Origin of the sequence: Ekhidna lutea (genome assembly GCF_900188325.1) — a bacterium.
GTDB classification, from domain to species: domain Bacteria; phylum Bacteroidota; class Bacteroidia; order Cytophagales; family Cyclobacteriaceae; genus Ekhidna; species Ekhidna lutea.
Window position 1 is genome coordinate 483791 of record NZ_FZPD01000004.1, and the last position, 22673, is coordinate 506463.

At 40.3% G+C, this 22673-nt stretch carries 23 protein-coding genes; 9 read left to right on the forward strand and 14 right to left on the reverse strand.

Annotated features, from left to right (window positions below; genetic code table 11):
• The first annotated feature begins 19 nt into the window (after positions 1-19).
• Positions 20-208, forward strand: a complete 189-nt coding sequence (locus tag CHB71_RS13300) for a PspC domain-containing protein (protein WP_221406729.1) — start codon at positions 20-22, stop codon at positions 206-208.
• On the opposite strand, the gene CHB71_RS13305 is transcribed toward CHB71_RS13300, so the two are convergent.
• The 4 genes from CHB71_RS13305 to accD all read right to left on the reverse strand — a co-directional run bounded on the left by CHB71_RS13305 (position 205) and on the right by accD (position 4252).
• Positions 205-1344 (reverse strand): formimidoylglutamase, encoded by a 1140-nt coding sequence (locus CHB71_RS13305; RefSeq protein ID WP_089357408.1) that lies wholly within the window; start codon positions 1342-1344, stop codon positions 205-207. The two genes, CHB71_RS13300 and CHB71_RS13305, sit on opposite strands and share 4 nt — an antisense overlap.
• A gap of 157 nt (positions 1345-1501) precedes the next feature.
• On the reverse strand, positions 1502-1837 hold the full coding sequence (locus CHB71_RS13310; RefSeq protein ID WP_089357409.1) for a hypothetical protein: 336 nt from the start codon (positions 1835-1837) through the stop codon (positions 1502-1504).
• Between the two features lie 151 nt (positions 1838-1988).
• On the reverse strand, positions 1989-3287 hold the full coding sequence (gene nqrF / locus CHB71_RS13315; RefSeq protein ID WP_089357410.1) for an NADH:ubiquinone reductase (Na(+)-transporting) subunit F: 1299 nt from the start codon (positions 3285-3287) through the stop codon (positions 1989-1991).
• 125 nt (positions 3288-3412) lie between these two features.
• Positions 3413-4252: an acetyl-CoA carboxylase, carboxyltransferase subunit beta gene (gene accD / locus CHB71_RS13320; protein WP_089357411.1), complete on the reverse strand. Its 840-nt coding sequence runs from the start codon at positions 4250-4252 to the stop codon at positions 3413-3415.
• A gap of 135 nt (positions 4253-4387) precedes the next feature.
• Between accD and CHB71_RS13325 the strand changes: the two genes are divergently transcribed.
• The gene (locus CHB71_RS13325; RefSeq protein WP_089357412.1) at positions 4388-6346 is read left to right on the forward strand and encodes an ATP-binding protein; all 1959 of its coding nucleotides are present in this window, start codon (positions 4388-4390) and stop codon (positions 6344-6346) included.
• Here the strand turns inward: CHB71_RS13325 and CHB71_RS13330 are convergent, their stop codons facing one another.
• Both CHB71_RS13330 and carB read right to left on the reverse strand, forming a co-directional pair.
• Positions 6347-6601, reverse strand: a complete 255-nt coding sequence (locus tag CHB71_RS13330; protein ID WP_089357413.1) for a DUF4834 family protein — start codon at positions 6599-6601, stop codon at positions 6347-6349.
• A 12-nt stretch (positions 6602-6613) separates the two neighbouring features.
• Entirely contained in the window at positions 6614-9430 is a 2817-nt protein-coding gene (gene carB / locus CHB71_RS13335; RefSeq protein ID WP_089357414.1) for a carbamoyl-phosphate synthase large subunit, read from the reverse strand.
• A gap of 161 nt (positions 9431-9591) precedes the next feature.
• On the opposite strand from carB, the gene pcaF reads away from it, so the two are divergent.
• The gene (gene pcaF / locus CHB71_RS13340; RefSeq protein ID WP_089357415.1) at positions 9592-10797 is read left to right on the forward strand and encodes a 3-oxoadipyl-CoA thiolase; all 1206 of its coding nucleotides are present in this window, start codon (positions 9592-9594) and stop codon (positions 10795-10797) included.
• Here the strand turns inward: pcaF and CHB71_RS13345 are convergent, their stop codons facing one another.
• Together CHB71_RS13345 and CHB71_RS13350 are read right to left on the reverse strand one after the other, a co-directional pair.
• The gene (locus tag CHB71_RS13345; protein WP_089357416.1) at positions 10798-11304 is read right to left on the reverse strand and encodes a hypothetical protein; all 507 of its coding nucleotides are present in this window, start codon (positions 11302-11304) and stop codon (positions 10798-10800) included.
• A 114-nt stretch (positions 11305-11418) separates the two neighbouring features.
• Positions 11419-11952 (reverse strand): outer membrane beta-barrel protein, encoded by a 534-nt coding sequence (locus CHB71_RS13350; protein WP_089357417.1) that lies wholly within the window; start codon positions 11950-11952, stop codon positions 11419-11421.
• A gap of 90 nt (positions 11953-12042) precedes the next feature.
• Here CHB71_RS13350 and CHB71_RS13355 point away from each other — a divergent pair, with 90 nt between their 5' ends.
• Positions 12043-12636 (forward strand): acyltransferase, encoded by a 594-nt coding sequence (locus CHB71_RS13355; RefSeq protein WP_089357418.1) that lies wholly within the window; start codon positions 12043-12045, stop codon positions 12634-12636.
• Between the two features lie 33 nt (positions 12637-12669).
• A complete protein-coding gene (locus tag CHB71_RS13360) occupies positions 12670-13287 on the forward strand; it encodes a deoxynucleoside kinase (RefSeq protein WP_089357567.1) in 618 nt (205 codons plus the stop codon).
• 9 nt (positions 13288-13296) lie between these two features.
• On the opposite strand, the gene CHB71_RS13365 is transcribed toward CHB71_RS13360, so the two are convergent.
• Entirely contained in the window at positions 13297-15228 is a 1932-nt protein-coding gene (locus CHB71_RS13365; RefSeq protein WP_179213420.1) for a tetratricopeptide repeat protein, read from the reverse strand.
• A 198-nt stretch (positions 15229-15426) separates the two neighbouring features.
• Between CHB71_RS13365 and paaZ the strand changes: the two genes are divergently transcribed.
• The gene (gene paaZ, locus CHB71_RS13370) at positions 15427-17478 is read left to right on the forward strand and encodes a phenylacetic acid degradation bifunctional protein PaaZ (protein WP_089357420.1); all 2052 of its coding nucleotides are present in this window, start codon (positions 15427-15429) and stop codon (positions 17476-17478) included.
• Between the two features lie 123 nt (positions 17479-17601).
• On the opposite strand, the gene CHB71_RS13375 is transcribed toward paaZ, so the two are convergent.
• Positions 17602-17898, reverse strand: coding sequence for a type II toxin-antitoxin system RelE/ParE family toxin (locus CHB71_RS13375; RefSeq protein WP_089357421.1), 297 nt, complete (start codon positions 17896-17898; stop codon positions 17602-17604).
• Entirely contained in the window at positions 17885-18121 is a 237-nt protein-coding gene (locus CHB71_RS13380; protein WP_089357422.1) for a type II toxin-antitoxin system ParD family antitoxin, read from the reverse strand. The genes CHB71_RS13375 and CHB71_RS13380 overlap by 14 nt, the downstream gene beginning before the upstream one ends.
• An 89-nt stretch (positions 18122-18210) precedes the next feature.
• Here CHB71_RS13380 and CHB71_RS13385 point away from each other — a divergent pair, with 89 nt between their 5' ends.
• On the forward strand, positions 18211-18735 hold the full coding sequence (locus CHB71_RS13385; protein ID WP_089357423.1) for a hypothetical protein: 525 nt from the start codon (positions 18211-18213) through the stop codon (positions 18733-18735).
• A 2-nt stretch (positions 18736-18737) separates the two neighbouring features.
• Here CHB71_RS13385 and CHB71_RS13390 read toward each other — a convergent pair whose 3' ends face one another.
• The 3 genes from CHB71_RS13390 to CHB71_RS13405 all read right to left on the reverse strand — a co-directional run bounded on the left by CHB71_RS13390 (position 18738) and on the right by CHB71_RS13405 (position 21359).
• The gene (locus tag CHB71_RS13390; protein ID WP_089357424.1) at positions 18738-19421 is read right to left on the reverse strand and encodes a response regulator transcription factor; all 684 of its coding nucleotides are present in this window, start codon (positions 19419-19421) and stop codon (positions 18738-18740) included.
• Positions 19421-20215, reverse strand: coding sequence for a sensor histidine kinase (locus CHB71_RS13395; RefSeq protein WP_089357425.1), 795 nt, complete (start codon positions 20213-20215; stop codon positions 19421-19423). Before CHB71_RS13395 ends, CHB71_RS13390 begins: the two co-directional genes overlap by 1 nt.
• Positions 20216-20855: 640 nt before the next feature.
• Positions 20856-21359, reverse strand: a complete 504-nt coding sequence (locus tag CHB71_RS13405; protein ID WP_144017424.1) for a hypothetical protein — start codon at positions 21357-21359, stop codon at positions 20856-20858.
• Between the two features lie 245 nt (positions 21360-21604).
• Between CHB71_RS13405 and CHB71_RS13410 the strand changes: the two genes are divergently transcribed.
• On the forward strand, positions 21605-21880 hold the full coding sequence (locus CHB71_RS13410; protein WP_089357428.1) for a hypothetical protein: 276 nt from the start codon (positions 21605-21607) through the stop codon (positions 21878-21880).
• 320 nt (positions 21881-22200) lie between these two features.
• A complete protein-coding gene (locus CHB71_RS13415) occupies positions 22201-22509 on the forward strand; it encodes a hypothetical protein (RefSeq protein ID WP_089357429.1) in 309 nt (102 codons plus the stop codon).
• The last annotated feature ends 164 nt before the right edge of the window (positions 22510-22673 follow it).

Here is a 22673-nt window from a genome sequence, read left to right on the forward strand (position 1 = left end):
AACAAACAAAAGAATGGAAATGACGAAACGACTTTTTAGATCAAATGACAGAATGCTCGGTGGTGTTTGTGCAGGTATTGCAGAATACCTTGGCTGGGATCCTACGCTGGTTAGAGTTGCCTATCTTATCTTATCAATTGTTAGCGCCGCTTTTCCCGGACTTTTGGTCTACATCATCTTGTGGATCATCATGCCGCCCAGATATTAAACTTTGTTATAAAAGTTCATCCACCTGTCCGGTATCTCCCCTTTCATTGCTAGCTCATAATCACTGTGATTGCAAGCGATCATCCGATTTCGGTTGAATAATCCTTCAGATTCAGGGTTGGGCACTTCCATCCACCAACGTTCTGATAGTTTACTTTTATAGAACCTGATGGTATCTGGTTCGCCTCCAAGATGTACCTCGTACATGAGATAGTCATTGGATTTAAAATTTTTATCTCCTTTACGGTGGTAATATCCTTCGATAAAATACCAGATCATCGTACTCAAAACAAAGGCAGTTTTTTGATCCTCTGAATCTTTGGAAGCATCATAATTGTATAAACCTACCGAACTCATTTTTTCATTTTGACCTGCATACCAACATAGCTGGCAGGCTTCCTCTCCCGTCAGTCCATATACTTTAGAGTTTATAGCACCAGGAGCATAAAAAGCTTGCAAAGCACATAAATCAAATGAAAGCATATCGGCATCCCGTACTATCGGCTCAATATCTTTTATATTTTCTTTAACAATACCCAATCGCACAGATTCAAATGAAAGCTTCTCTAATAATTCAATAGATTTTTGATGAGTCAGATAACTCTGATAGGCAAGGTGATAATAGCTAAAAAGGTAATTGGGGCTATGCTTAAATATGCTACCTATGTGGTTAAATGAAGCGTTTGTTTCGTCATCAAAATCCATTTGATTATCAATGTTAAGAACAGATACAAGCTTCTCTGAATTTTCGTAGGCATAATACTGCCCAAGATCCAAATCATGACTTCCACCAAAAAGAACGGGGATAATATTCGTTTCCATCAGATAGGCACAAACTTCTTTAAGTCTAAGGTAAGTGTCTTCTAATGTGGGTCCATTCCTGAAGTTGCCTAAATCAACTATTCCATAGTCACCATAGCCCTTTTTAAGTTTGTATAACTGATTCCTTACCTTATTCGCAGACTCTTGATCAGCCTTTTCATCTAGCCCCCTATATTCATTAAGCCCAATTAGGGCAATGTCCATACCCTCATGATCAGGCATTTTGTCCCGATTGATATAAATCGAAGACTGAAATGAAGCAGGTGATTTATCTACGTCGATTTCGACGGGATTGAAGAAAAGCTTTAGATCCATTCAGCTAAGATAGGTATTGACTAAAAAACCTATTCACAAAAGGGTGAACTAAGGTGAAGTTTGATTGAAAACTTTTTTAGCCTTTATTATTTCCATTGCGATGGGCACAAAAAAAGCCTTGCATTACTGCAAGGCTTGATCTCTTTGTAGGGTTGAATCACTTTATCGTAAACCCGAACGTTTCTTCATAATTCTTTCCCTGAACCAAAATGGTGTAAGTTCCTTCTGACAAGTTAATCAATGAAGATAGCTCAATCTGAGTTGATGAAACTGAAACATCTACATCGTCATTGATTGATATTCTAACTTCTTCAGAGTCAGGCTTATTTAATGTAGCAACCGTTTCTTTGGTAAAAACCGGCTGTCCACTTTCAAATTCAATAGCGGGATTTGAAAACTCAATACTTGGTATTGATGAAGTTGCGTCTTTCTTTTCATTTTTGACTGGACTGCCAATCAAAATAAAAGCGAGTAATAGTGTAAGCTTAAGCATGATGTGTGGCGTTTTATACTATACAAAATTCACATTTATTTGATAATTATAAATCCGTAGAATACTGAATTTACACTAAGTATAATGCTTATAAGGCAACAAAAAAGGCCTTACATTACTGTAAGGCCTTTTTTTGACATTTCTGTTCGTGTTACCCACCAAAATCATCAAATCGGATGTTTTCATCAGGAATTCCGAAATCTTCTCCCATTTTTTGCACCGCCTGGTTCATCAATGGAGGTCCACAGAAGTACAATTCAATTTCTTCCGGTTGATCGTGCTTGCTCAAGTAGTGATCAATCACTGCCTGGTGTACGAAACCTGTAAACCCATCTCCTTCATCTTCCATACTTTCTTTTGCATTCCAGTTGTCTTCTTCAAGTGGTTCAGAAAGCACAATGTGAAACTGGAAGTTCGGGAATTTCTTTTCCAGATCATAGAAGTGATCCAAATAGAAAAGCTCTCTTTTCGAACGTCCGCCATACCAATATGTCACCTTTCTTCCGGTCTGCAATGTCTTAAACAAGTGGTATAGGTGCGACCTCATTGGCGCCATACCAGCACCCCCTCCTACATAAAGCATCTCTGCTTCTGAAGGGTTGATGAAAAACTCTCCATAAGGGCCTGAAATTGTTACTTTATCTCCCTTTTTAAGACCAAAGATGTAAGAAGAAGCAATACCCGGATTCACATTCATCCAGCCATTCTTCGCTCGATCCCATGGTGGTGTAGCAATACGCACGTTGAGCATGATCTCTCGACCTTCTGCAGGGTAAGAAGCCATAGAGTAGGCTCTTTCTACAGTCTCATCATTCTTCATCTTCAAGTCCCATAGACCAAACTTATCCCACTCAAGCTGAAATTTATCAGGCTCTCCGGGATGCTCGTCAGGGTGAGCCGTAATGTCCATGTCTTTGAACTCTACCTCACATTTTGGCACTTCAATCTGGATATAACCTCCAGCTTCGTAATCCATTTCCTCTGGTATCTCCACCACAAATTCTTTAATGAAAGAGGCAACATTGTAGTTTCTCACCACAGTTGCTTCCCATTTCTTAATTCCGAAAATTTCCTCCGGAATTTCGATCTCCATGTCGTTCTTCACTTTTACCTGACATGCAAGCCTTACATTTTCTTTCTGCTCAGTTCTGGTTAGGTGACCTACCTCAGTCGGAAGTACATCGCCACCTCCTTCTACCACCTTACACTTACACATGGCACATGTACCACCGCCACCGCAAGCCGAAGGAAGGAAAACGCTCTTTTGAGAAAGCGTTGAAAGTAAGGTTGAACCGGCCTGAGTTACCATAGGGTTCTCAGTGTCACCATTTACAGTGATGTTTACTGGCCCTGACTGAACTAATTTTGATTGAGCCAATAGCAGGATTAAAACCAATAGAAGAATTAATACTGTGAAGGCAATGATTGAAGTTATGACAATTGAAGACATGTGTCTAAAACCTTTTTATTTAAAAAATCACGGCAAATATAGTTGATCTCTTCCTCCATATTAACCGATAAACTGAACCTTTTTTATTCCAATGTAGAAACACCACTCAATGGCTAATTGTTGGATCAATCCAACATCTTCAGCAACATAGTCAGTCGCGACTTTAATTGTCTGCGATCTACAATGAAATCAAGGAAACCATGCTCTAAAACAAACTCAGCACTTTGGAATCCTTTGGGTAAATCTTTCCCTATCGTTTCTCGTATCACTCTTGGTCCAGCAAAGCCTATAAGCGCCCCCGGCTCTGCAATATTGAAATCGCCAAGCATGGCATAAGATGCTGTGACCCCACCAGTGGTTGGATCTGTTAATAGCGAGATGTAGGGGATTTTAGCCTCGGAGAGCAATGCAAGCTTAGCAGACGTTTTAGCCATCTGCATTAATGAAAAACCAGCCTCCATCATTCTAGCACCTCCGGACTTAGAGATCATTAGAAAAGGAATCTTATTCTTTAAAGAATAATCTATTGCTCTGGCAATTTTTTCACCTACTACAGAGCCCATAGACCCACCAATAAATGAAAAATCCATACAAGCGACTACCAGGTCAATTCCATTCATTTTTCCAGTAGCGCTTCGCACCGCATCTTTCAACCCACTCTTTTTTTGAGTAGCATTGATCCTGTCCGGGTATTTTTTAGTGTCAGCAAATTTTAACGGATCGCCTGAAGATAAATCAGGGTCCAGCTCTGTGAACTTATTATTGTCAAATAGTATTTCGAAATACTCTTTCGAACCAATTCTTACATGATAATCATCATCCGGACATACGTATGAGTTGTTTTTCAACTCTCGCATGTGGATAATGCTGCCGCTTGGGGTCTTATACCAAAGTCCGTCCGGGACTTCTTTCTTATCTTCTGTCTTGGTGAGTATTCCTTTGTCTTGTCGCTTAAACCACGCCATTCGAATTCTTTCTCAGTGAATTAGCAAAGCTAAATGATAATTGGTAAAGGCGTCAATAAAACAATCTGTCATTTTTGCTAAATTGAATTACTGAAAATCAGAAAGAGATAACTCAACAAGAGGAAGTCAACCACCATGAAGTTTACTGTCAGCCTTAGTTTTTTCGTCTTATTAAAGATTGCAGTTTTTGCACAAAATAAAGTAGATAGCCTAAAACAAGTAATAGCAGCTTCAGATGATCCCAATACAAAAATTGAGACACTGACTGCCCTCGCAGATCAATTTCAAAACCCAAATGATAAGATTGTCTATGCCAGACAATCGTATCGCTTATCTGAAACTGCAACAAACAAGAGTAAAATAATGGCCGCAAATCAGATGGGTGTCTGCCATGGGATGCTGGGGCAAATAGATTCTTCAAAATACTATTTTAATAAATCGTTGGAAGCCAGTTTGGCAAGCGGAGATAGCGCCTATATCTCGAGTGCATATAACGGACTTGGAAATCTTTCGAGGATAACAGCAAACCTGGAACAGTCTTTGGAGAATTTTTTAAGTGCATTAGATTATGCTGATGCGGTTCCCAATAGGAAATGGTATGCAGATATTCTTACAAATATTTCCGGAGTTTACTTTGAACTTAAGAATTATGAAGCTGCACTTGTGAAAGTTTTGGAAGCCAGAGCCATCTATGAAGAACTAGACGATAACCAAAACATCTCATATTCTGCCAATCTTCTGGCAATAGTCTATCGGGCACTAGGTGAATTTGATAAAGCATATCAGTATAATCAGGAGGCATTAGAAATGCTGCTAATAAGTAATGACACCACTCAGATCATCTACAATTATGTTAATACAACTGAAATTTTAATAGAAAATGGGGAACTCAATAAAGCAGCAGAAAACGCTTTAAAGGCTATAGAATTGGCTGAAAAATTTGGTGACAGAGATCCACAAATTTCCAGTCTGATTACTTTATCAAGTATCTATTTTAGGCAAGGAAAAATCAATTTGGCGAAAAAATATGTAGATCGGGGGATTGAGGTTTCCATGAAATATAACTTCAAATCACAGTTGCCGAATGCATACATGATGCAATCCTTAATCGAGTCAGCGAAAGGAAATCACGGTAAGTCTTATGACTGGATAGAACTTCGGGAGGCTGTAAATGATTCCATCAGAAGCAAAGAAGTAAGCGATCGGATTTCGGAACTGAGCGTACAATATGAGACTGAAAAAAAAGAAAATGAGATCGAACGATTAAGTGCAGACCAGGAAATCAGAGAGCTCGAACTTGAACAAGCTCAGACTCGAAATTTACTTCTTGGAATTATTGCAGTTTTGTTTATTCTGATTGGATCAATCACCTATTACTTATATCGTCAGCGAATTCGGATAAATAATCAGCTAAGGGCTGTCAATAAAACCAAAGACAAACTCTTTTCCATGATTGCGCATGACATTAAAAATCCATTGAGCGCATTTAAAGCCATTGCTCATGCCCTCGAGGAAAATTACAAATCAATGCCGGAAGATGAGGTTGATCTTTTTATTTCTCAACTGGATACCACTTCTAATAAACTACTGGACCTACTCCAAAATCTACTTGAATGGTCTATTACTGAATCAGGAAATCTTCGATTTAACCCCGAGAAAATCAAGCTAAAGTCCATTGTTGATGAAACAACTGAGCTATTTCAGGGAGCAATCGATGCTAAAATGTTGAATGTTAAAAATGAGGTTCCCGCTGATGTCGAAGTGTACGCTGATTATAAAATGTTATTTTCTGTTATCAGAAATCTCATTTCTAACGCAATAAAGTTTACCAAGCCTAAAGGGAACATTTCAATTAAGACAAAACTCGTTGATCAACTTTTGGAGGTCTCAGTAATTGACAATGGAAAGGGGATGACAGGCAGCCAATTGGAAAACATATTTAAGAAAGACTCAATCACCGACAAAGACGGTACCGGACTTGGTCTGATTATTTGTAAAGAATTCGTAGAGAAAAACGGAGGAAGAATGTCAGTTGAGAGTAAAGATGGGAGCGGCACAACTTTTAAGTTTACTTTAAAACCTCCACAAGGTTAATCACTTCACCTCCTCGTAATCCACATACTCTCCCCCGTGATACCCTTTGTCATTTTTAGATCGGGTTTGCGGATTGGTGTCAATGTTCAGATTACTCCCTGGTGCTTTTCGCGAGTAACTTCTGTTGGTGGTATGCTCGCTTCCACCAAATTGCTGGTGCCTGGTAAAGCCACTGAACAAACCATTAAAAAGGAATGAGGTGACCTTGTAAAACACATACCCAATCAGGATCAGTATGATTATAATCTTCAACATATTTATATAAACCTATCGACTTAGATACAAGTTTCGTTCTGCATAGATTTCCATGAAATAATCATCCATCAGGTCGTCGATAAAGTAAATCGCCTCCCCTGTTGACTTCATTTCGGGACCTAGCTCCTTGTTTACATTCGGGAATTTATGGAACGAGAAGACCGGCTCTTTAATTGCATATCCTTTTTTATAAGGTTTAAAATCAAAGTCAGTCACTTTCTTTTCTCGAAGCATAACTTTCGTCGCATAGTTTACATACGGTTCTCGGTATGCTTTGCAAATGAACGGTACCGTACGAGACGCTCTTGGGTTCGCTTCAATGATATACACTTTATCATCTTTTATTGCAAACTGAATGTTTATCAACCCAACCGTCTCCAACGCAATCGCAATTTTCTTGGTGTAATCTTCAATCTGACGAATGACCAAATCCCCAAGGTTATATGGTGGTAATACCGCATATGAATCACCCGAGTGTATTCCTGCAGGCTCTATATGCTGCATGATGCCAATGATGTAGACATTTTCTCCGTCGCAAATGGCATCTGCCTCTGCTTCAATGGCACCTTCCAAAAAGTGATCCAATAAGATTTCACCATCAGGTTTGTCCTTAAGAATTTCTACCACATGTTGCTCAAGCTCCGTTTCATTGATTACAATTTTCATGCTCTGCCCCCCTAGTACATAACTTGGTCGTACGAGTAATGGAAAGCCTAATTTTTTAGAAAGCTCAACAGCCTCCTCTGCATTTTCAATAGTCCCATAGAGTGGATACGGAATGTCATTTTCCTTAAGCAAGTCCGAAAACCTTCCTCTTGCCTCCGCCAAATCAAGCGCTTCGAAGCTGGTACCTAAAATCTTGATTCCATATCGCTCCAGCTTTTCTGCTAGCTTCAAAGCTGTCTGGCCTCCTAGCTGCACGATTACTCCTTCAGGTTTTTCATGGAGTATAATGTCATATATGTGCTCCCAGAATACCGGCTCAAAATAAAGCTTATCTGCAACATCAAAATCGGTAGAAACGGTTTCCGGATTACAGTTGATCATGATGGTTTCATAGCCACATTCTTTCGCGGCAAGCACACCATGCACACAGGAGTAGTCAAATTCTATTCCCTGACCAATTCGATTGGGTCCAGACCCAAGGACAATGATCTTTTTCTTATCAGAAACAATCGACTCATTCTCCTCTTCAAAAGTTGAATAATAATAAGGAGTCTGTGCCTCAAACTCTGCTGCACACGTGTCTACCAACTTGTACACTCGTTTAATGCCCAGATCATTTCGCTTTTTATATACTTCACTTTCCAGACAACCAAGCAAATGAGCTACTTGCCTATCGGCATATCCTTTTTGCTTGGCTTCCATTACCAGCGGCTTGGGAATATCTTCAACAGAGTATTTTCCTATTTCCTTTTCCAGTGTGATCAGTTCTTCAATCTGATTTAAAAACCACGGATCAATTTTCGTGAGCTTGTGAATGGTTTTGAATGGTATACCGAGCTTAAATGCATCGTAAATGTGGAATAACCGATTCCAGCTTGGATTCTCAAGGCTATGAAGAATGGCCTCCTGATCTTTTAGCTCTCGTCCATCAGCACCCAATCCGTTTCGCTTGATCTCTAACGATTGACAGGCCTTTTGGAGAGCTTCCTGGAAGTTTCTGCCGATTCCCATCGCCTCTCCTACGGACTTCATTTGAAGGCCTAGCTTACGGTCTGACCCTTTGAACTTGTCAAAGTTCCATCTTGGCACTTTTACAATGGTGTAATCAATTGCAGGCTCAAAGAATGCTGAAGTTGTCTTCGTGATTTGATTTTTAAGCTCATCCAGGTTGTAACCGATGGCTAGCTTAGCCGCAATCTTCGCTATTGGGTAACCTGTTGCTTTTGATGCTAAGGCTGACGATCTGGAAACACGAGGATTGATCTCGATTCCGATTATGTCTTCAGAGTCAGGGTTAACAGAAAACTGAACATTGCACCCTCCGGCAAAATGCCCGATTCCATTCATCATTCTCTTAGCCAGATCACGCATTTTCTGATATACGGTATCCGAAAGTGTCATCGCTGGCGCTACCGTAATGGAGTCGCCCGTGTGCACACCCATTGGATCAAAGTTCTCAATCGAACAGATGATAATGATGTTGCCCTTGTTATCTCTTAATAACTCTAATTCATATTCTTTCCAACCCAAAATACTTTGCTCCACAAGTACCTCATGAATTGGTGAAGCTTGTAGTCCTGCATTCAATGCATAATCAAACTCTTCAGCAGTGTTTACAAAACCTCCACCATAACCACCCAAGGTATAGGAAGGCCTGATTACCAAGGGGAAGCCTATCTCTTGTGCTATTTCTTTTCCTTTCAGAAATGATGTGGCAGTTTCACCCCTACAAACACCAACACCCAATTCGATCATCTTATGGCGAAATTTCTCCCGGTCTTCGGTGGTTTCAATTGCATCGATATTTACACCGATCATTTCCACATTATACTTTTCCCAAATACCCGCTTTATCACAATCAATTGCCAAATTCAGAGCTGTCTGCCCTCCCATGGTCGGAAGAACAGCATCTATTTGCGGATGTGCTTCTAAAATCTCTCTTATTGACTGCTTGGTCAATGGCTTCAAATACACATTATCGGCTGTGACCGGGTCTGTCATAATAGTAGCCGGATTTGAATTGATCAACGTTACCTCAATTCCTTCTTCCCTTAGGGATTTAGACGCTTGAGATCCAGAGTAATCAAATTCACAGGCCTGACCTATGATGATGGGACCGCTTCCGATAATTAAGACTGACTTGATGTTTGGGTTTTTAGGCATGGATGAATGTATTTCCTGTGAGTTAATCAGGTTAAAACAAATTCCGGCAAAATTAAAGTATCAAAGATGGGTGGCAAAGGAATTTCTTAATTAGTAATCAGGTTAATTGGTAGGTAAGCCAGAAGGCTGAATATTTGCGAAACGAACATAACCCACAAGCAATGAAGGAAGCATACATTATAGACGGCATACGTACGCCGATTGGAAATTTTGGCGGAACACTGGGCGCTATACGCACGGATGATTTAGGAGCTCTGGTTCTAAAAGAATTAATGAACAGAAACTCAAATCTAGACCCTGCCACTATTGATGAGGTGATCATGGGGTGTGCCAATCAGGCGGGTGAAGACAATCGAAATGTTGCTCGTATGTCACTTTTGCTTGCGGGTTTGCCATTTTCAGTACCAGGCGAAACAGTGAATAGGTTATGCGCTTCCGGGATGTCTGCTATCATCCATGCCAACAGAGCCATAAAAACCGGAGATGGTGATTTGTTTATTTCAGGAGGCGTTGAAAATATGACAAGAGGGCCCTGGGTAATCTCCAAATCAGCTAAACCTTTTGGGACAGATGCCAAGATGTATGATTCAAGCTTTGGGTGGAGATTCATAAATCCTAAAATGGAAGAGCTCTATGGCACTGACGGGATGGGTAATACTGCTGAAAACCTTGTTGAGATTCACAAAATCAGTCGGGAAGATCAGGATGCGTTTGCTTACCGCTCGCAAATGAAAGCGACCGAAGCACAGAAAAACGGAAGACTTGGAGAAGAAATTGTTGCAGTCGAAATTCCACGGCGAAAAGCTGACCCAATCATTTTTGATAAAGATGAATTCGTTAAGCCAGCAACCTCGATGGAAATCTTAGGGAAGCTAAGAGCTGCTTTCAAAAAAGATGGATCAGTTACGGCCGGAAATTCTTCCGGACTTAATGACGGGGCTGCAGCAGTATTGGTTGCTTCTGAAGATGGGGTTAAGAATCATAATCTAAAGCCTCTTGCACGAATCGTATCTTCAGGTGTTGTTGGTGTAGAGCCAAGAATCATGGGGATAGGCCCTGTTGAAGCTTCCAAAAAAGCTTTAGCAAAGGCAGGACTTTCGCTTGATCAAATGGATATCATTGAATTGAATGAAGCCTTTGCTGCTCAGTCACTTGCTTGCACACGTTCTTTAGGTTTGGCTGATGATGATGAGCGAATCAATCCAAATGGTGGGGCAATTGCCATCGGTCACCCACTTGGAATGACAGGGGCACGAATTACTCATTCAGCAGCATTTCAGCTTCAAAAATCAGGAAAGAAATATGCGCTTTGCACCATGTGTATTGGAGTAGGCCAGGGGTATGCTGTAATTTTAGAAAGAGCATAATTAAAACTGGAGCTTAAGATATAAAAACATAGCACCTCCGTAGGGTCTATATACCGAAACTTCCATTCCTAAATTGACAACCCAGGCATAAATGCCGCAATTAAATGCGGCACCTATGGTTCCAAATGAAGGTGGGTCTGTGTCATCTATATCGTAGATTCGGTAGTATCCGAACCTTCCACCGATATAAGAAGCAAATGGTCGCTCTTTACTTCTTACTTGAAACGAGGGTGAAAATGAATTCACCTTATGCGGTTCATTTGAGTCTCCTAACTGGAAGTTTTTATGATTGAATTCAAAGCCAATGGAAATGTTGTTTGCAAATGTATACTGAGGTTCGATAGAATATGCACCTCCAAAACGCCCATCAGAAATAACACCTCCTACACCTCCTTCCAAATGAAATGCCTGTCGTGGGTGTGGCTGAAACCCACGTACATTTAATTGACCATATAATGAACAACTTAAAAAAAGAGAAAATAATAGCGTGAACGTGATGTTTTTCATAGTGGTGACTTTTGAGGTAAGTCTTTTTGAAACTTATTCACCCTCAATAATCTCCACTAAAAAAGCCTTTATAGAGATCTACAAAGGCTTTACGATTAAATATTTCATTCGCTCTTAATCAATAATCTTGACCCCCAAAATGAATTGTAGAAATGTAATATCACCAGCTGAGTGATAAGCTACACCCAAGTTGGTTCTTCCTATATTAACTCCAAAACTGGGGGCAATCCCAAATTCAGAAATATTCTCCTCGCTTCGCTCACTACCTCCTAGTGCTGATTCTGAAAATGTTGCCACTTTCGCAAAGTACATACCAGTTCCAAATCCTAGATAAGGGCTCACCCTGCTATCAAGAAAAGAATAGGTTCCTTTTGCTAAAACGGGAACAACAACTGTAGCATCTACTTTACCCGAAGTAGATCCTATATCACTGCCGGCAAAGCCATTGGCCCCTATCTGCAACCCAAGGTTCAGGTTATCATTGAGTGCATACCCGGGCTCGAGGTACGCCCCCGCTCCTATCTCATAAACATCTGAAAAACCTGATGTAGGGGAGTTAAAGCTAAAACCGAGCTCCAGATTAAACTGCGCAGATAATTGCGACACAAAAAAAATGATTGAACAAAAACTTAGTAGTATTCTTTTCATAATCGATGTTGGTTATTGACTTTTGTATATGCTTTCCAAAATGGAACAAAGAACTTACTTATTTGTTCCGAAAAGTAATAATTCAAAATCATGATTTACGAATTCAATTCCCTAAAACCGGTCATTCATCCAACTGCTTTTATACATCCCTTAGCAGCCGTAACCGGCGATGTGATCATAGGGAAGGATGTTTATGTGGGGCCAGGTGCAGCTATACGAGGTGACTGGGGCCGAATTGTGATCGAAGACGGCTGCAATGTGCAGGAAAACTGCACCATCCACATGTTTCCGGGAATCACCATCACATTAAAAGAAAGTGCCCATATTGGTCATGGGGCGATTGTGCATGGAGCGAACATTGGTAAAAATGTACTTGTGGGAATGAATGCAGTAATTATGGACAATTCCGAGATTGGTGATGAATCTATCGTCGGAGCTTTATCCTTCATAAAAGCTGATTCAGTTTTTGAGAAAAGGAGCCTGATTGTGGGCAACCCGGCTAAGAAAATAAAAGAGGTCAGTGATGAGATGATTGCCTGGAAAACGGAAGGAACCAAACTTTATCAACAATTACCCCAAGAGTGTTTTGAAACATTAAAAGAATGCGAACCTTTGCGGTCTGTCGAACCTAATAGGCCAATCGCATCTGCAGCCTACAAAACCTGGAACGAATCCAAAAAATAACCGACCAATTCTGTTCGAATGACTGATAAAAACATGCACATCGCCGTTTCGGGAAACATCGGCGCAGGAAAGACTACACTCACAGAAATGCTGGCCAAACACTATGGATGGCAGGCTGAATTTGAATCGGTAGAAGACAATCCGTACCTCGAAGATTTTTATGGCGATATGCACAAATGGGCATTCCACCTGCAAGTCTATTTCTTGAATAGTCGGTTCGAGCAGATCAACAAACTGCGAGGCGGGGATAAAACAATCATTCAGGATCGCACGATTTATGAGGATGCTTACATTTTTGCAGAAAGTCTGTATAAGCAAGGATTTTTCAAGGAGCGAGATTATAATAACTACCGTGCACTTTTCGATTCCATGATCGAGTTTGTGAAACCACCCGATTTGCTCATTTACCTTAAATCTGACATAAGCAAGCTGGTAAAAAATATTGAGACACGCGGCAGGGATTATGAAAATCTGATTCGGATTGAGTACCTGAAAGGACTAAATGAACACTATGAAAACTGGATCGCTAATTATGATGCAGGCAAACTGCTGATTATCAATGTCACTGACCTTGATTTTGTGAAAAACCCGGAAGATTTTTCGGATATCGTTTTCAAAATAGATACCGAACTACACGGACTATTTAGTTAAATACCTTTATTACAATTTTATATGGTCGTCTTGCGCACTCACGCTCATGCGCAAACGATCTCTTTTCCTCGTTATAGGTTCCATTATTTGATCATAGCGTGGATCTGCTCTCACTTCTTCCAGAATGACATCTGCCTTCATTAGTTCGTGGGTCCAAAGACTACCCGAATCTGCCATTTTCTGAACCCATCCTAAGGCTTCATCTTTATCTTCCCTTAATGCTGCTATTTGCGCATACGGTATCAGCACATCACCATCTTCATGATCCAGTCCCCATTTAGTTGAAAACACCTCATAAAAACGATCTAAAACTCGATTCATGGAATCTAATTTATTCTCTTTTTTCAGGGCATAAGCCAGTGCCATTGTCCCTCGATAATTGTCCAGGTAACTATATTTTGGATGATCAACCAATTTATTAAGGACCATCTTGACTTTCCCTAATGGTAATTTGGCATTTAAAGAAAATTCACATGCCATATCAAGTGCCTTGAGACTTCCTTCTGTCAACAATTGATCTATATACTTTTCCGTTTGATCGTACTGATTTGTCACTAGCGAAATATGAGCCAGCCGGTCAATGTTAATGAGGTCATTAGGTGATAATTCTATTGTCGAATTAAAGTAGGTATTTGCCATGTCATACATACCTAATAGTTCATAACAGGTCCCAAGATTATAATTGAACACTTGCAAGCGCAATGGGTTTAGCTCTTTCACTTTTTTAAACAAAGGAATGGCCTGATCAATTTTTCCCTGATTTCTGAGCAACAGTCCTAAAGTATTAATGGATTTGGAATCATTGGGATTTAGTCGAATGGCTTTTTCGCTTAGATCAATCGCTTTTTTATAATCTCCTTTAATCAGGTAGTTATACGATAAAACACTTAAAGCTTCCGGTGATTCGGGATCATCATTCACCAGTCGTTCTGCAGCCAATAGCAATGAATCATATAGGGTGTATGATCTCAGGCCATACTGTGAAATCGACTTTGAATAGGCGCCTAAAAGGTACACCCTGGCGCTCGTGAAACCCGGATCTATTGCCAATGCTTGTTTGAATAGTTTGATTGCTAATTCATTTTCTTCCGGCTTTTCCTGCTGAAAGCGACTTAGTCCTCTCAAATAAAGATTGTATGCCTCGAGACTTTCTGTTGGCTTCCTGCTCAATTGCTTTTCCTCTTCTTTCGTGAGCTGTGCTCTCAGGTATTTTGCGACCTCAGTGGCTACTTCGTTTTGAATGGCAAAGACATCTTCCATTCGCTTGTCAAAGTTCTCCGCCCAGGTCTGCTCCTCCGGATTTACCTGAACGAGCTGGCAGGAGATACGCAGGTTCTCTCCAGCTTTTCGGATACTACCCGTAAGTAAATAGCCCACGCCCAGTTCCTTTCCAATCTCTTCTACAGATTTTCCTTTTGTGTCATAGTCCTTAAGTGTAAACCTTGAAAGCACTCGCAAATCGCCAATTTTGGAAATATGTGTCAGGATATCTTCCGTGACACCTGATGCAAAGTAGGCATCTTCATCTCCACTCATGTTTTCAAATGGCAGAACCGCTATAGACTTATCCGGGTCAGGAATGTCTGAAATACCGGTAAAGTTGAAAATACGATCTGAGATGAGTAGCAAAACCACTACTACCAACCCCCCGATGATCATTCCGTTTAATCGCTTTCCCGTTTGTTTATGAACCGAAACTTCAGGCGCCACCTCTTTGGTTTTCTTAAAACCCGTTGGTGTCCACTCATAGAGGTAAGCGAAAATGACCCATACAGGGAATCCAATAGCCAGGGCAATGAAAAAATAGCGCATTACACCTGTGCCAATATTAAACATGGGGAACACAATCGAAATCACCTGCAAGATTAGCCATGCTACTACCAGATAGGTGATGGCCGCCTTAATGACATTCCGGCGATTGAGTTCTTTGAAAAGTTTCATACCAGGTGAAGTGGTGATTGGTATTGGAAATATACTGAGAAATGAGCAATGAAGCCATTTTAACATTTGCTTATGTGAAGGGCCGCAAGGCGAAATTCAGAACAAGTAGTGCGTATATTTTGAATATTAAAGAAAAGTTTCAGGCGAATAACTGTTAGTTGATAGATTTGCCTAAGGCGTAAAAGAGAAAAACAGATCATGGCAATACCTAAAATAAAACACTATATCGCAGGGCAATGGATGGAAGGAGCTGGCGATGGTGAAGTCCTTCATCATGCAATCACCGGTGATCCCGTGGCATCACATACCATCGAGGGCATTGATTTCAAGGATGCCTACGATCATGCGAGAAATGTAGGGAATCCGGCATTGCGAAAAATGACCTTTCAGGAGCGTGGATTGATGCTCAAGGCATTGGCCTTCCACCTGATGGATGAAAAAGAAAAGTTTTATGAGGTTAGTAAAGCAACAGGCGCTACTCGCCTGGATAGCTGGATTGATATCGAAGGTGGGATTGGCAATGTGTTTTCTAACGCCAGTCTGAGAAGGCAATTCCCAGACCTTCCGTATCACGTGGATGGACAGACAGTTCCACTTTCGAAGGAGGGAAGTTTTGTAGGCCATCACATCATGGTACCAAAAGAAGGTGTTGCCGTCCATATCAATGCATTCAACTTCCCAATCTGGGGAATGTTGGAAAAGGCTGCCGTCAACTGGCTGGCAGGGATGCCATGCATCATCAAACCTGCTGAACAAACCTGCTACCTGACTGAAGTGATGGTAAAGAACATCATTGACTCAGGCATTTTACCTGAAGGTGCATTACAGTTGGTTGCAGGATATGGAAATGGAATCCTGGATCATGTGGACATGAACGATGTGGTGACATTCACCGGATCTTTTGAGACAGGCAAGAAACTTAAAACCCTTCCTCAAATTGTAGAAAACTCCGTTCCTTTCAATTTGGAAGCAGACTCACTGAACTGTGCTGTACTTGGAGAAGATGCAGTTCCGGGCACTCCTGAATTCGACTTATTTATCAAGGAAGTTAGAAAAGAGATCACGGTAAAATGTGGACAGAAATGTACGGCAGTAAGAAGGATCATTGTTCCTGAAAAACTGGTAGAAGATGTGCAGATTGCTTTGGGTAAAGCATTTGAAAAAACAACCATTGGCGACCCAAGTGTGGAAGGTGTGCGAATGGGGGCGCTTGCAGGAAGGGAGCAATTAGATGAAGTAACGAAGCGAGTAGCCGAACTTGCCAAAACGTCTGATCTGGTTTATGGCTCACTAGACAATAAAGGAGAGGCTATGGGTGCCGACTGGAACAAAGGAGCCTTCATTTCACCGATGCTTTTTGTGAATCAGAACCCATTGAATACTGAAGAAGTCCACAACATTGAAGCTTTCGGTCCGATCAGTACGATTCTTCCATATAAAAACATGGATGAGGCGATAGCCATTTCGAAGAAAGGAAAAGGATCGCTTTGTTCGTCCATTACAACAGCAAATGATAAAATCGCCCGAGAATATGTAGTTGGAGCAGCTACACATCATGGCCGAATTTTAGTATTGAATGAAGCGTGCGCCAAAGAGTCTACCGGTCATGGATCACCCATGCCACAACTGGTACATGGAGGACCCGGAAGAGCCGGAGGAGGTGAAGAGATGGGCGGCAAGCGAGGGGTGATGCACTACCTGCAACGCACAGCTATCCAGGGATCACCTACTACCTTAACTGAAATCACACAACAGTATCAGTACGGTGGTGAATACAAAGACACAGAAAAGCATCCATTCTCCAAGCACTTCGAAGATCTCGAGATTGGTGATACGGTCATTACTGCTAAGCGCACCATTACCGAGGGTGACATTGTCACATTTGCCAATGTAAGCTGGGATCACTTCTATGCTCATACAGATGTGACTTCACTGGAGGGAACAACTTTCGAAGGACGTGTGGCACATGGATATTTTATCTTATCCGCTGCAGCAGGTCTTTTCGTTCAGGCCAAGAAAGGTCCGGTTCTTTTGAATTACGGATTGGAAGAATGTCGGTTCACTAAACCGGTTTATCCGGGCATGACCATTGGCGTGCGCTGTACTGTTAAGGAGAAAGTAGATCAGGAAAAGAAAGACGATATCGCAAAAGGCATTGTGAAGTTTTTGGTTGACGTGTATGACGAGACCGGAGAGACTGTGGCGATTGCAACTATTTTAACGATGATTAAGAAGCGGGATCAGGGGTAATTGGTTGATTTGAAGATTTTGTCGCTTTGAAAGATTCACTCTGCTAGAACGTCATGCCGGACTTGATCCGGCATCTTCGTTTTTAAGATTATCTGGACTCGCATCATTTTTTTTGATGAAAAACTAAAAGTACCTCTCCACATCCCTTGAATGGTGAAGAATACGAAGTATGAATACGTACCCATCTCTAATTCTATAGAAAATTGCGTGTTTTTCTGAAATTGTTTGACGAAGGCCCTTTCTTATGTCATCCCTGGTAATCCCAGAATTTGGATACTTACCCAATCTCTTAAAAGTAGAGATCAATTTTTCCTGATAGTCAACTGCTGGCTTATCACCATACTGTAGGGAATAGAAGAATATATCATCAAGATCATTTTCTGCAGGTTCGGATAAAATATATCCCTCATTTAATCCCATACTTTGCCTTGTTGTCAGCTAAGATTTGCTCAGCAGATCTGCTACTAGGAGGTGCGTCCCACGCTTTGTTGATCTCTTTTCTCAGGTCATCAAGCATCTTTTCACGTAAGGTTTCATGAAGCCTTAGTGCGTCCCTCACCACTTCGCTGGCATTCTGAAAGTGTCCGGATGCAATTTGCTCCCTGATGTATTTTTCCTGTCTTTCTGTAAAGCTTACATTCATAATTAATAACTATATCCATATATGTCAAATATAGCCATCAAATTCGATATCTCTGGGCTGATAATTAACTTAGAAGTAAACCATGCCTGATGATCCATCCAGTTTATTTCATTTTCTTATTTCTTCTTTTCGCCTGTGGACAGGATGATTCCGGAAAATCAGGTCTTTCAAACTTTGAAAGCACTGCCAGCTTTCACCTTGTTGGCGATGGATATGATGAAGTCACCAGCTTCAACTCAAATGACAATCTGATTTTCAGTCAGCTTTTTGAGAATAATGAAATGTGGATTCGACTGGCTGCTAGTCAAAATGCGAATGGCGAACATGGATCACATATCGACATTGATATTTGTGACTATTCCGGCTCAGCCAAGTATGCCCCAATTGATCCTCAAAAAAGACCTTGCTCCAAAAGTGGTTGGGATATCTGGTGGCATGATGATTCTAAGGTCTATTTCAATCAAGAAACTTCAAATCCATGCATATTGATTTTAACACAAAATGGTGATATGCTTTCAGGAGTTTTTGAATGTGATGATGTGATTAAAATGGGAGGTACATCAACGATACAAATTAAAGATGGCTCCTTTAAAACCATGATTGAACGAAAGTAGATTTAGCCAACCTCAATCAGGTTGTTTTTCAACGCATACAATACCAAACCAGCTACATTTCTGGAATGTGTTTTTTGTAAAAGGTTGTTACGATGACCATCTACTGTCTTCATACTTATAAAGAGTTTTTCCGCAATCTCACCTGTTGTCATTTGCTGACATACCAACTGAAGCACCTCCACTTCTCTTTTTGTTAAAGGAATCTCACCCCCCTTATGAAAGGAAGGCTTTTTCCCTCGATGATTCATACGCTTCTGAATGGCTAGCAAGGCTCTTTGATTTATATAAGAACCTTTTGAATAAACGGACAAAATGGCCTCACGCACCTCATCCGGATCAGAATCCTTGACTAAGTAGCCATGCGCTCCTCTTTCAATAAGTTCCGCTATGAATCCATCATCATTATGCACTGAAAGGATCAATATTTTGATGTCCGGATAGATCTCTAGTACAGCATCAGTAACGGCTATTCCATCAAAGTCTTCCCCATCTTTTTGAGGTAACGATAAGTCAAGCAATAAAACATCCGGTTTTGGCGAACTCTTATCTAGTTTATCCATCACGGAAAAACCATCCTCAGATTCCATGACCACTTCAAAATCTTCCCATGAAGAAAGTAAAGATTTAAGTCCTTCCCTGAAAAGATGCTGATCTTCAACCAGCCCAATATGTATTTTTTTTTGCATTAGTTTTCTTCTTCAAGTGGAATAGAAATAAACGCATTAAATCCCTTTCCTTTAGGAAAAGTTAATGTTCCTCCAACAGCATTTATACGAGCCTCTACACTTTTCAAACCCAGCCCGGGAGTTATGTCATTATTCAGTCCTACCCCATTATCTGTATATGATAATGTGATCTGATTCCGATCCGACTGCTTCAAATGTATATCGGCATTTTTTGCATTTGCATGTTTAATTGTATTATGAAGCAATTCCATACACACCCGATAAAGACCAACTTCTATATCCGCTGGCATTCTTGTAATTTCTTCTGAAATGTTTAGCCTTACTTCTACTTGTCCTGCATCGCTGGTTCGACTTGCCAACTCTTCAAGTGCCTTTGAAAGACCAAAGGATTCCAGTTGCGGAGGCATTAACCGATGGCTTATTTCTCTCACGGAGGTCAGTGCCGACTCTGTGATGGATCGAATATTTTTAATCGATGACATCAATTCCTGTATTCCTTTGTCATCTGTTTTTTCTAACCGAACCAAATTCATCCTGGCAATAGCGAGCGTTCCCCCAAGCTCATCATGCAGGTTTCTGGCAATGCGCCTGCGTTCAGTTTCCTGTACATCAATGCTTGACTTCAGCAACTCTTTCTGGTGTTGATTTTTCAACTCCTCCTGTTGAAGTCGTTGACGGATAAGATTTCTTTGAAAATGTTGATTTAATAAGAAAACACTGATAGTAATGATGAAAACCACTAAAACCAGTGGCCATAGAATATTTAAGAAGTCAATTTCCTGGGTCGTTTCCATAGGCCGATAAAGAAGCAGATATACATAACGGTTGAAAATAAAGTGTGAAAAGCCCAAGTATATTGATTAATCGTTGCAGAGAAATTCTTTGTAAGAAAATCTCCAAAATAAAAAATCAAAAGACTAGACGTATAGTAGATAAACAGTCCGGAATTAATCCAGTTTAAACTCGAAATCAATTCCAAGCGCTGCTTTCTTACAATATCATTCAACAGCAAAATATAAGTAGATAAAGATAGGATGATTACCAAAACTGCTTGTACGACCAAAGCATGTGAATTGAAAGAATAGACTGTTTGAATAAACACAGAGTTTATAATAGAATAAATCGTAAAAGAGACTCCAATGCTGATAAATACCTTACGACTTATAAATCCTCGTAGAATGGCCTTATAGAAAAGTAAAAGAATTAAAAATCCCGCCAATACATATAAATGTAGTAGCGGGAAATTATTGATCTTAGCATACCAAAGTAGCGTCGAACTCAATTCGATAGCTCCTGATAATAGAATAAACCAAGCAATTATTCTTAGCTCTTTACTTAACCTTTTATATACCCATCCTGCATATATCGCACATCCAAGCACTGGGATCGAGGCAAATTCAAGAATAAGATTAACCACTTTCTCCATCCTCAGTCCTATTCTTCAGGGCAAGTAGTTGGACAAGGCTTAGTGAAATCCATCATATACTGGCCGTCACTTTCTGAAACTTCCCCATTACTATTTGGAATGCCTTCATACGGTCCGTCCAGGATAACATCTTTCCCTGCAATACCAGCACTAAGCTTGGCACCTTTCACCGGGGTTAAGTACATCTTAAATTGGTTCGTTGCGCTATCTAATCCAAGATAGATTCTGACGTGCTTGTATTTAGTCTTTGCATCATCACTAATCGGTAGACCTATTGCTTCGATTAAGTCAACAGAACGAACGGTAAAAGCCTTGATTGGATCTGTTTTAAGGTATTTTCTAGTTATACTATCATAATAATTGATATTGTTTTCAGCGACCTGATAGGAGACTGCATACATCGAAGGTTGTGTGTCCTGAATTTCGTAACTACTTTCTTCAGGCTGATCAGAGGTTTGCTGCTGGCATGAAAACATTAGTACCGCAAGCATTGTAATTGAGAAATTTTTCATAATAGTTAGGTTTTTAAACAAGTCTAATACGATCCGACCATATATCATATACACTTACTTGTGAAATAGATATTTGTATCCGGGAAAAAAATTAAAAACGGGTATTTCTACCTGTTTTCGAAAACAGAAAATAATCCTCTGGTAGCATTGGAATGAAATAAACAATTTTACATCATCGATTCAGGTTTTAATCGATGGCGGTATCCGAAAAGCCTCATGAGTAGGAAACAGAAAACGATAAGGTTATGTCAGAAATTAAGGTTGAATTTGCTGTATACGGCGCTTTAAAGCATGGTATATCTAATAGCGGAAAAGCAATGGATGTAAAAACTACGCTCCAGAATCTGATAATTCAGAATAAAGGAGTCGTCACCATTACAAACACTTACATGGGTGGCGATCCATGTCTTGGAAATACCAAGCAGTTTGGAGCGCAAATACAAAGGGACGGAGCAACTTACTATTTCGCTTGTCTTGAAGGGCAAACGATCGACTTTGAGCATGGGGGAAACCTGATTTAGGCAATTCTTTTTATACTCTTTCATAATGGTTTAATTATGGTAATCTCGACTCTTCGGATATCCGAAGTGATGCTGGTTGGGAAAAGCTCTCCATTCTTGGGGGGCTTTCTTTTTTATACCCCATTGATTTCTAAATCTTAAAATCAGGTAGAAATACCCATTCTTTTCAAACCAATACTTTACCTCTTTTTTACTTATAACGCTTTTATAAATTTTACATCACTGATATCAGAGTGGTGTTGCCGGTGATCACCTAAATAACACGGGGGCGGATTCCGAAAAGCCTCAAGAGTAGGAGAAAAAAATTAAATACTATTAAAATGAGCACTTTAGCAAATACAAAATGGTCAGCTACCGTTCAGGAAGGCGGAACTCAGACCTGGGAATTTAAATCAGACGGAACACTGACTATTCTTTTCCCAAATAATCAAAGTGATACGGCGTACTATGCAGAACTTTCCGATGGCACATTTGTCTTCCAGATGCCCAAATCCAGCGCGAATCCAAATATTAATAATGTCTATTTTGGAAGACATAGAAATGGACAAGGAATTGGAGATTGGGTGCACTATGAAGGAAATGGTAATGAGTCTGTATTACTTCCTTTTAGCATGACCAAGTCCAGTTAAGATTGGAAAAGAATTTTTAACAGTAATTATACCTGTTTTACCAAACAGGTATTTCACCTCTTAAAACTGACAGCTTTAGTTGTCACCTTTACATCTGACCAATAGCTGGTGAACTATTTCGAAAAAGGCTCTTCATTTTATGGAGGGCTTTTTTTATAATCTCG

Coding starts and splice junctions, on each gene's coding strand:
- CHB71_RS13300 (WP_221406729.1), top strand. CDS start 20: ATGACGAAACGACTTTTTAGATCAAATGACAGAATGCTCGGTGGTGTT.
- CHB71_RS13305 (WP_089357408.1), bottom strand. CDS start 1,344: ATGGATCTAAAGCTTTTCTTCAATCCCGTCGAAATCGACGTAGATAAA.
- CHB71_RS13310 (WP_089357409.1), bottom strand. CDS start 1,837: ATGCTTAAGCTTACACTATTACTCGCTTTTATTTTGATTGGCAGTCCA.
- nqrF (WP_089357410.1), bottom strand. CDS start 3,287: ATGTCTTCAATTGTCATAACTTCAATCATTGCCTTCACAGTATTAATT.
- accD (WP_089357411.1), bottom strand. CDS start 4,252: ATGGCGTGGTTTAAGCGACAAGACAAAGGAATACTCACCAAGACAGAA.
- CHB71_RS13325 (WP_089357412.1), top strand. CDS start 4,388: ATGAAGTTTACTGTCAGCCTTAGTTTTTTCGTCTTATTAAAGATTGCA.
- CHB71_RS13330 (WP_089357413.1), bottom strand. CDS start 6,601: ATGTTGAAGATTATAATCATACTGATCCTGATTGGGTATGTGTTTTAC.
- carB (WP_089357414.1), bottom strand. CDS start 9,430: ATGCCTAAAAACCCAAACATCAAGTCAGTCTTAATTATCGGAAGCGGT.
- pcaF (WP_089357415.1), top strand. CDS start 9,592: ATGAAGGAAGCATACATTATAGACGGCATACGTACGCCGATTGGAAAT.
- CHB71_RS13345 (WP_089357416.1), bottom strand. CDS start 11,304: ATGAAAAACATCACGTTCACGCTATTATTTTCTCTTTTTTTAAGTTGT.
- CHB71_RS13350 (WP_089357417.1), bottom strand. CDS start 11,952: ATGAAAAGAATACTACTAAGTTTTTGTTCAATCATTTTTTTTGTGTCG.
- CHB71_RS13355 (WP_089357418.1), top strand. CDS start 12,043: ATGATTTACGAATTCAATTCCCTAAAACCGGTCATTCATCCAACTGCT.
- CHB71_RS13360 (WP_089357567.1), top strand. CDS start 12,670: ATGCACATCGCCGTTTCGGGAAACATCGGCGCAGGAAAGACTACACTC.
- CHB71_RS13365 (WP_179213420.1), bottom strand. CDS start 15,228: ATGAAACTTTTCAAAGAACTCAATCGCCGGAATGTCATTAAGGCGGCC.
- paaZ (WP_089357420.1), top strand. CDS start 15,427: ATGGCAATACCTAAAATAAAACACTATATCGCAGGGCAATGGATGGAA.
- CHB71_RS13375 (WP_089357421.1), bottom strand. CDS start 17,898: ATGGGATTAAATGAGGGATATATTTTATCCGAACCTGCAGAAAATGAT.
- CHB71_RS13380 (WP_089357422.1), bottom strand. CDS start 18,121: ATGAATGTAAGCTTTACAGAAAGACAGGAAAAATACATCAGGGAGCAA.
- CHB71_RS13385 (WP_089357423.1), top strand. CDS start 18,211: ATGATCCATCCAGTTTATTTCATTTTCTTATTTCTTCTTTTCGCCTGT.
- CHB71_RS13390 (WP_089357424.1), bottom strand. CDS start 19,421: ATGCAAAAAAAAATACATATTGGGCTGGTTGAAGATCAGCATCTTTTC.
- CHB71_RS13395 (WP_089357425.1), bottom strand. CDS start 20,215: ATGGAAACGACCCAGGAAATTGACTTCTTAAATATTCTATGGCCACTG.
- CHB71_RS13405 (WP_144017424.1), bottom strand. CDS start 21,359: ATGAAAAATTTCTCAATTACAATGCTTGCGGTACTAATGTTTTCATGC.
- CHB71_RS13410 (WP_089357428.1), top strand. CDS start 21,605: ATGTCAGAAATTAAGGTTGAATTTGCTGTATACGGCGCTTTAAAGCAT.
- CHB71_RS13415 (WP_089357429.1), top strand. CDS start 22,201: ATGAGCACTTTAGCAAATACAAAATGGTCAGCTACCGTTCAGGAAGGC.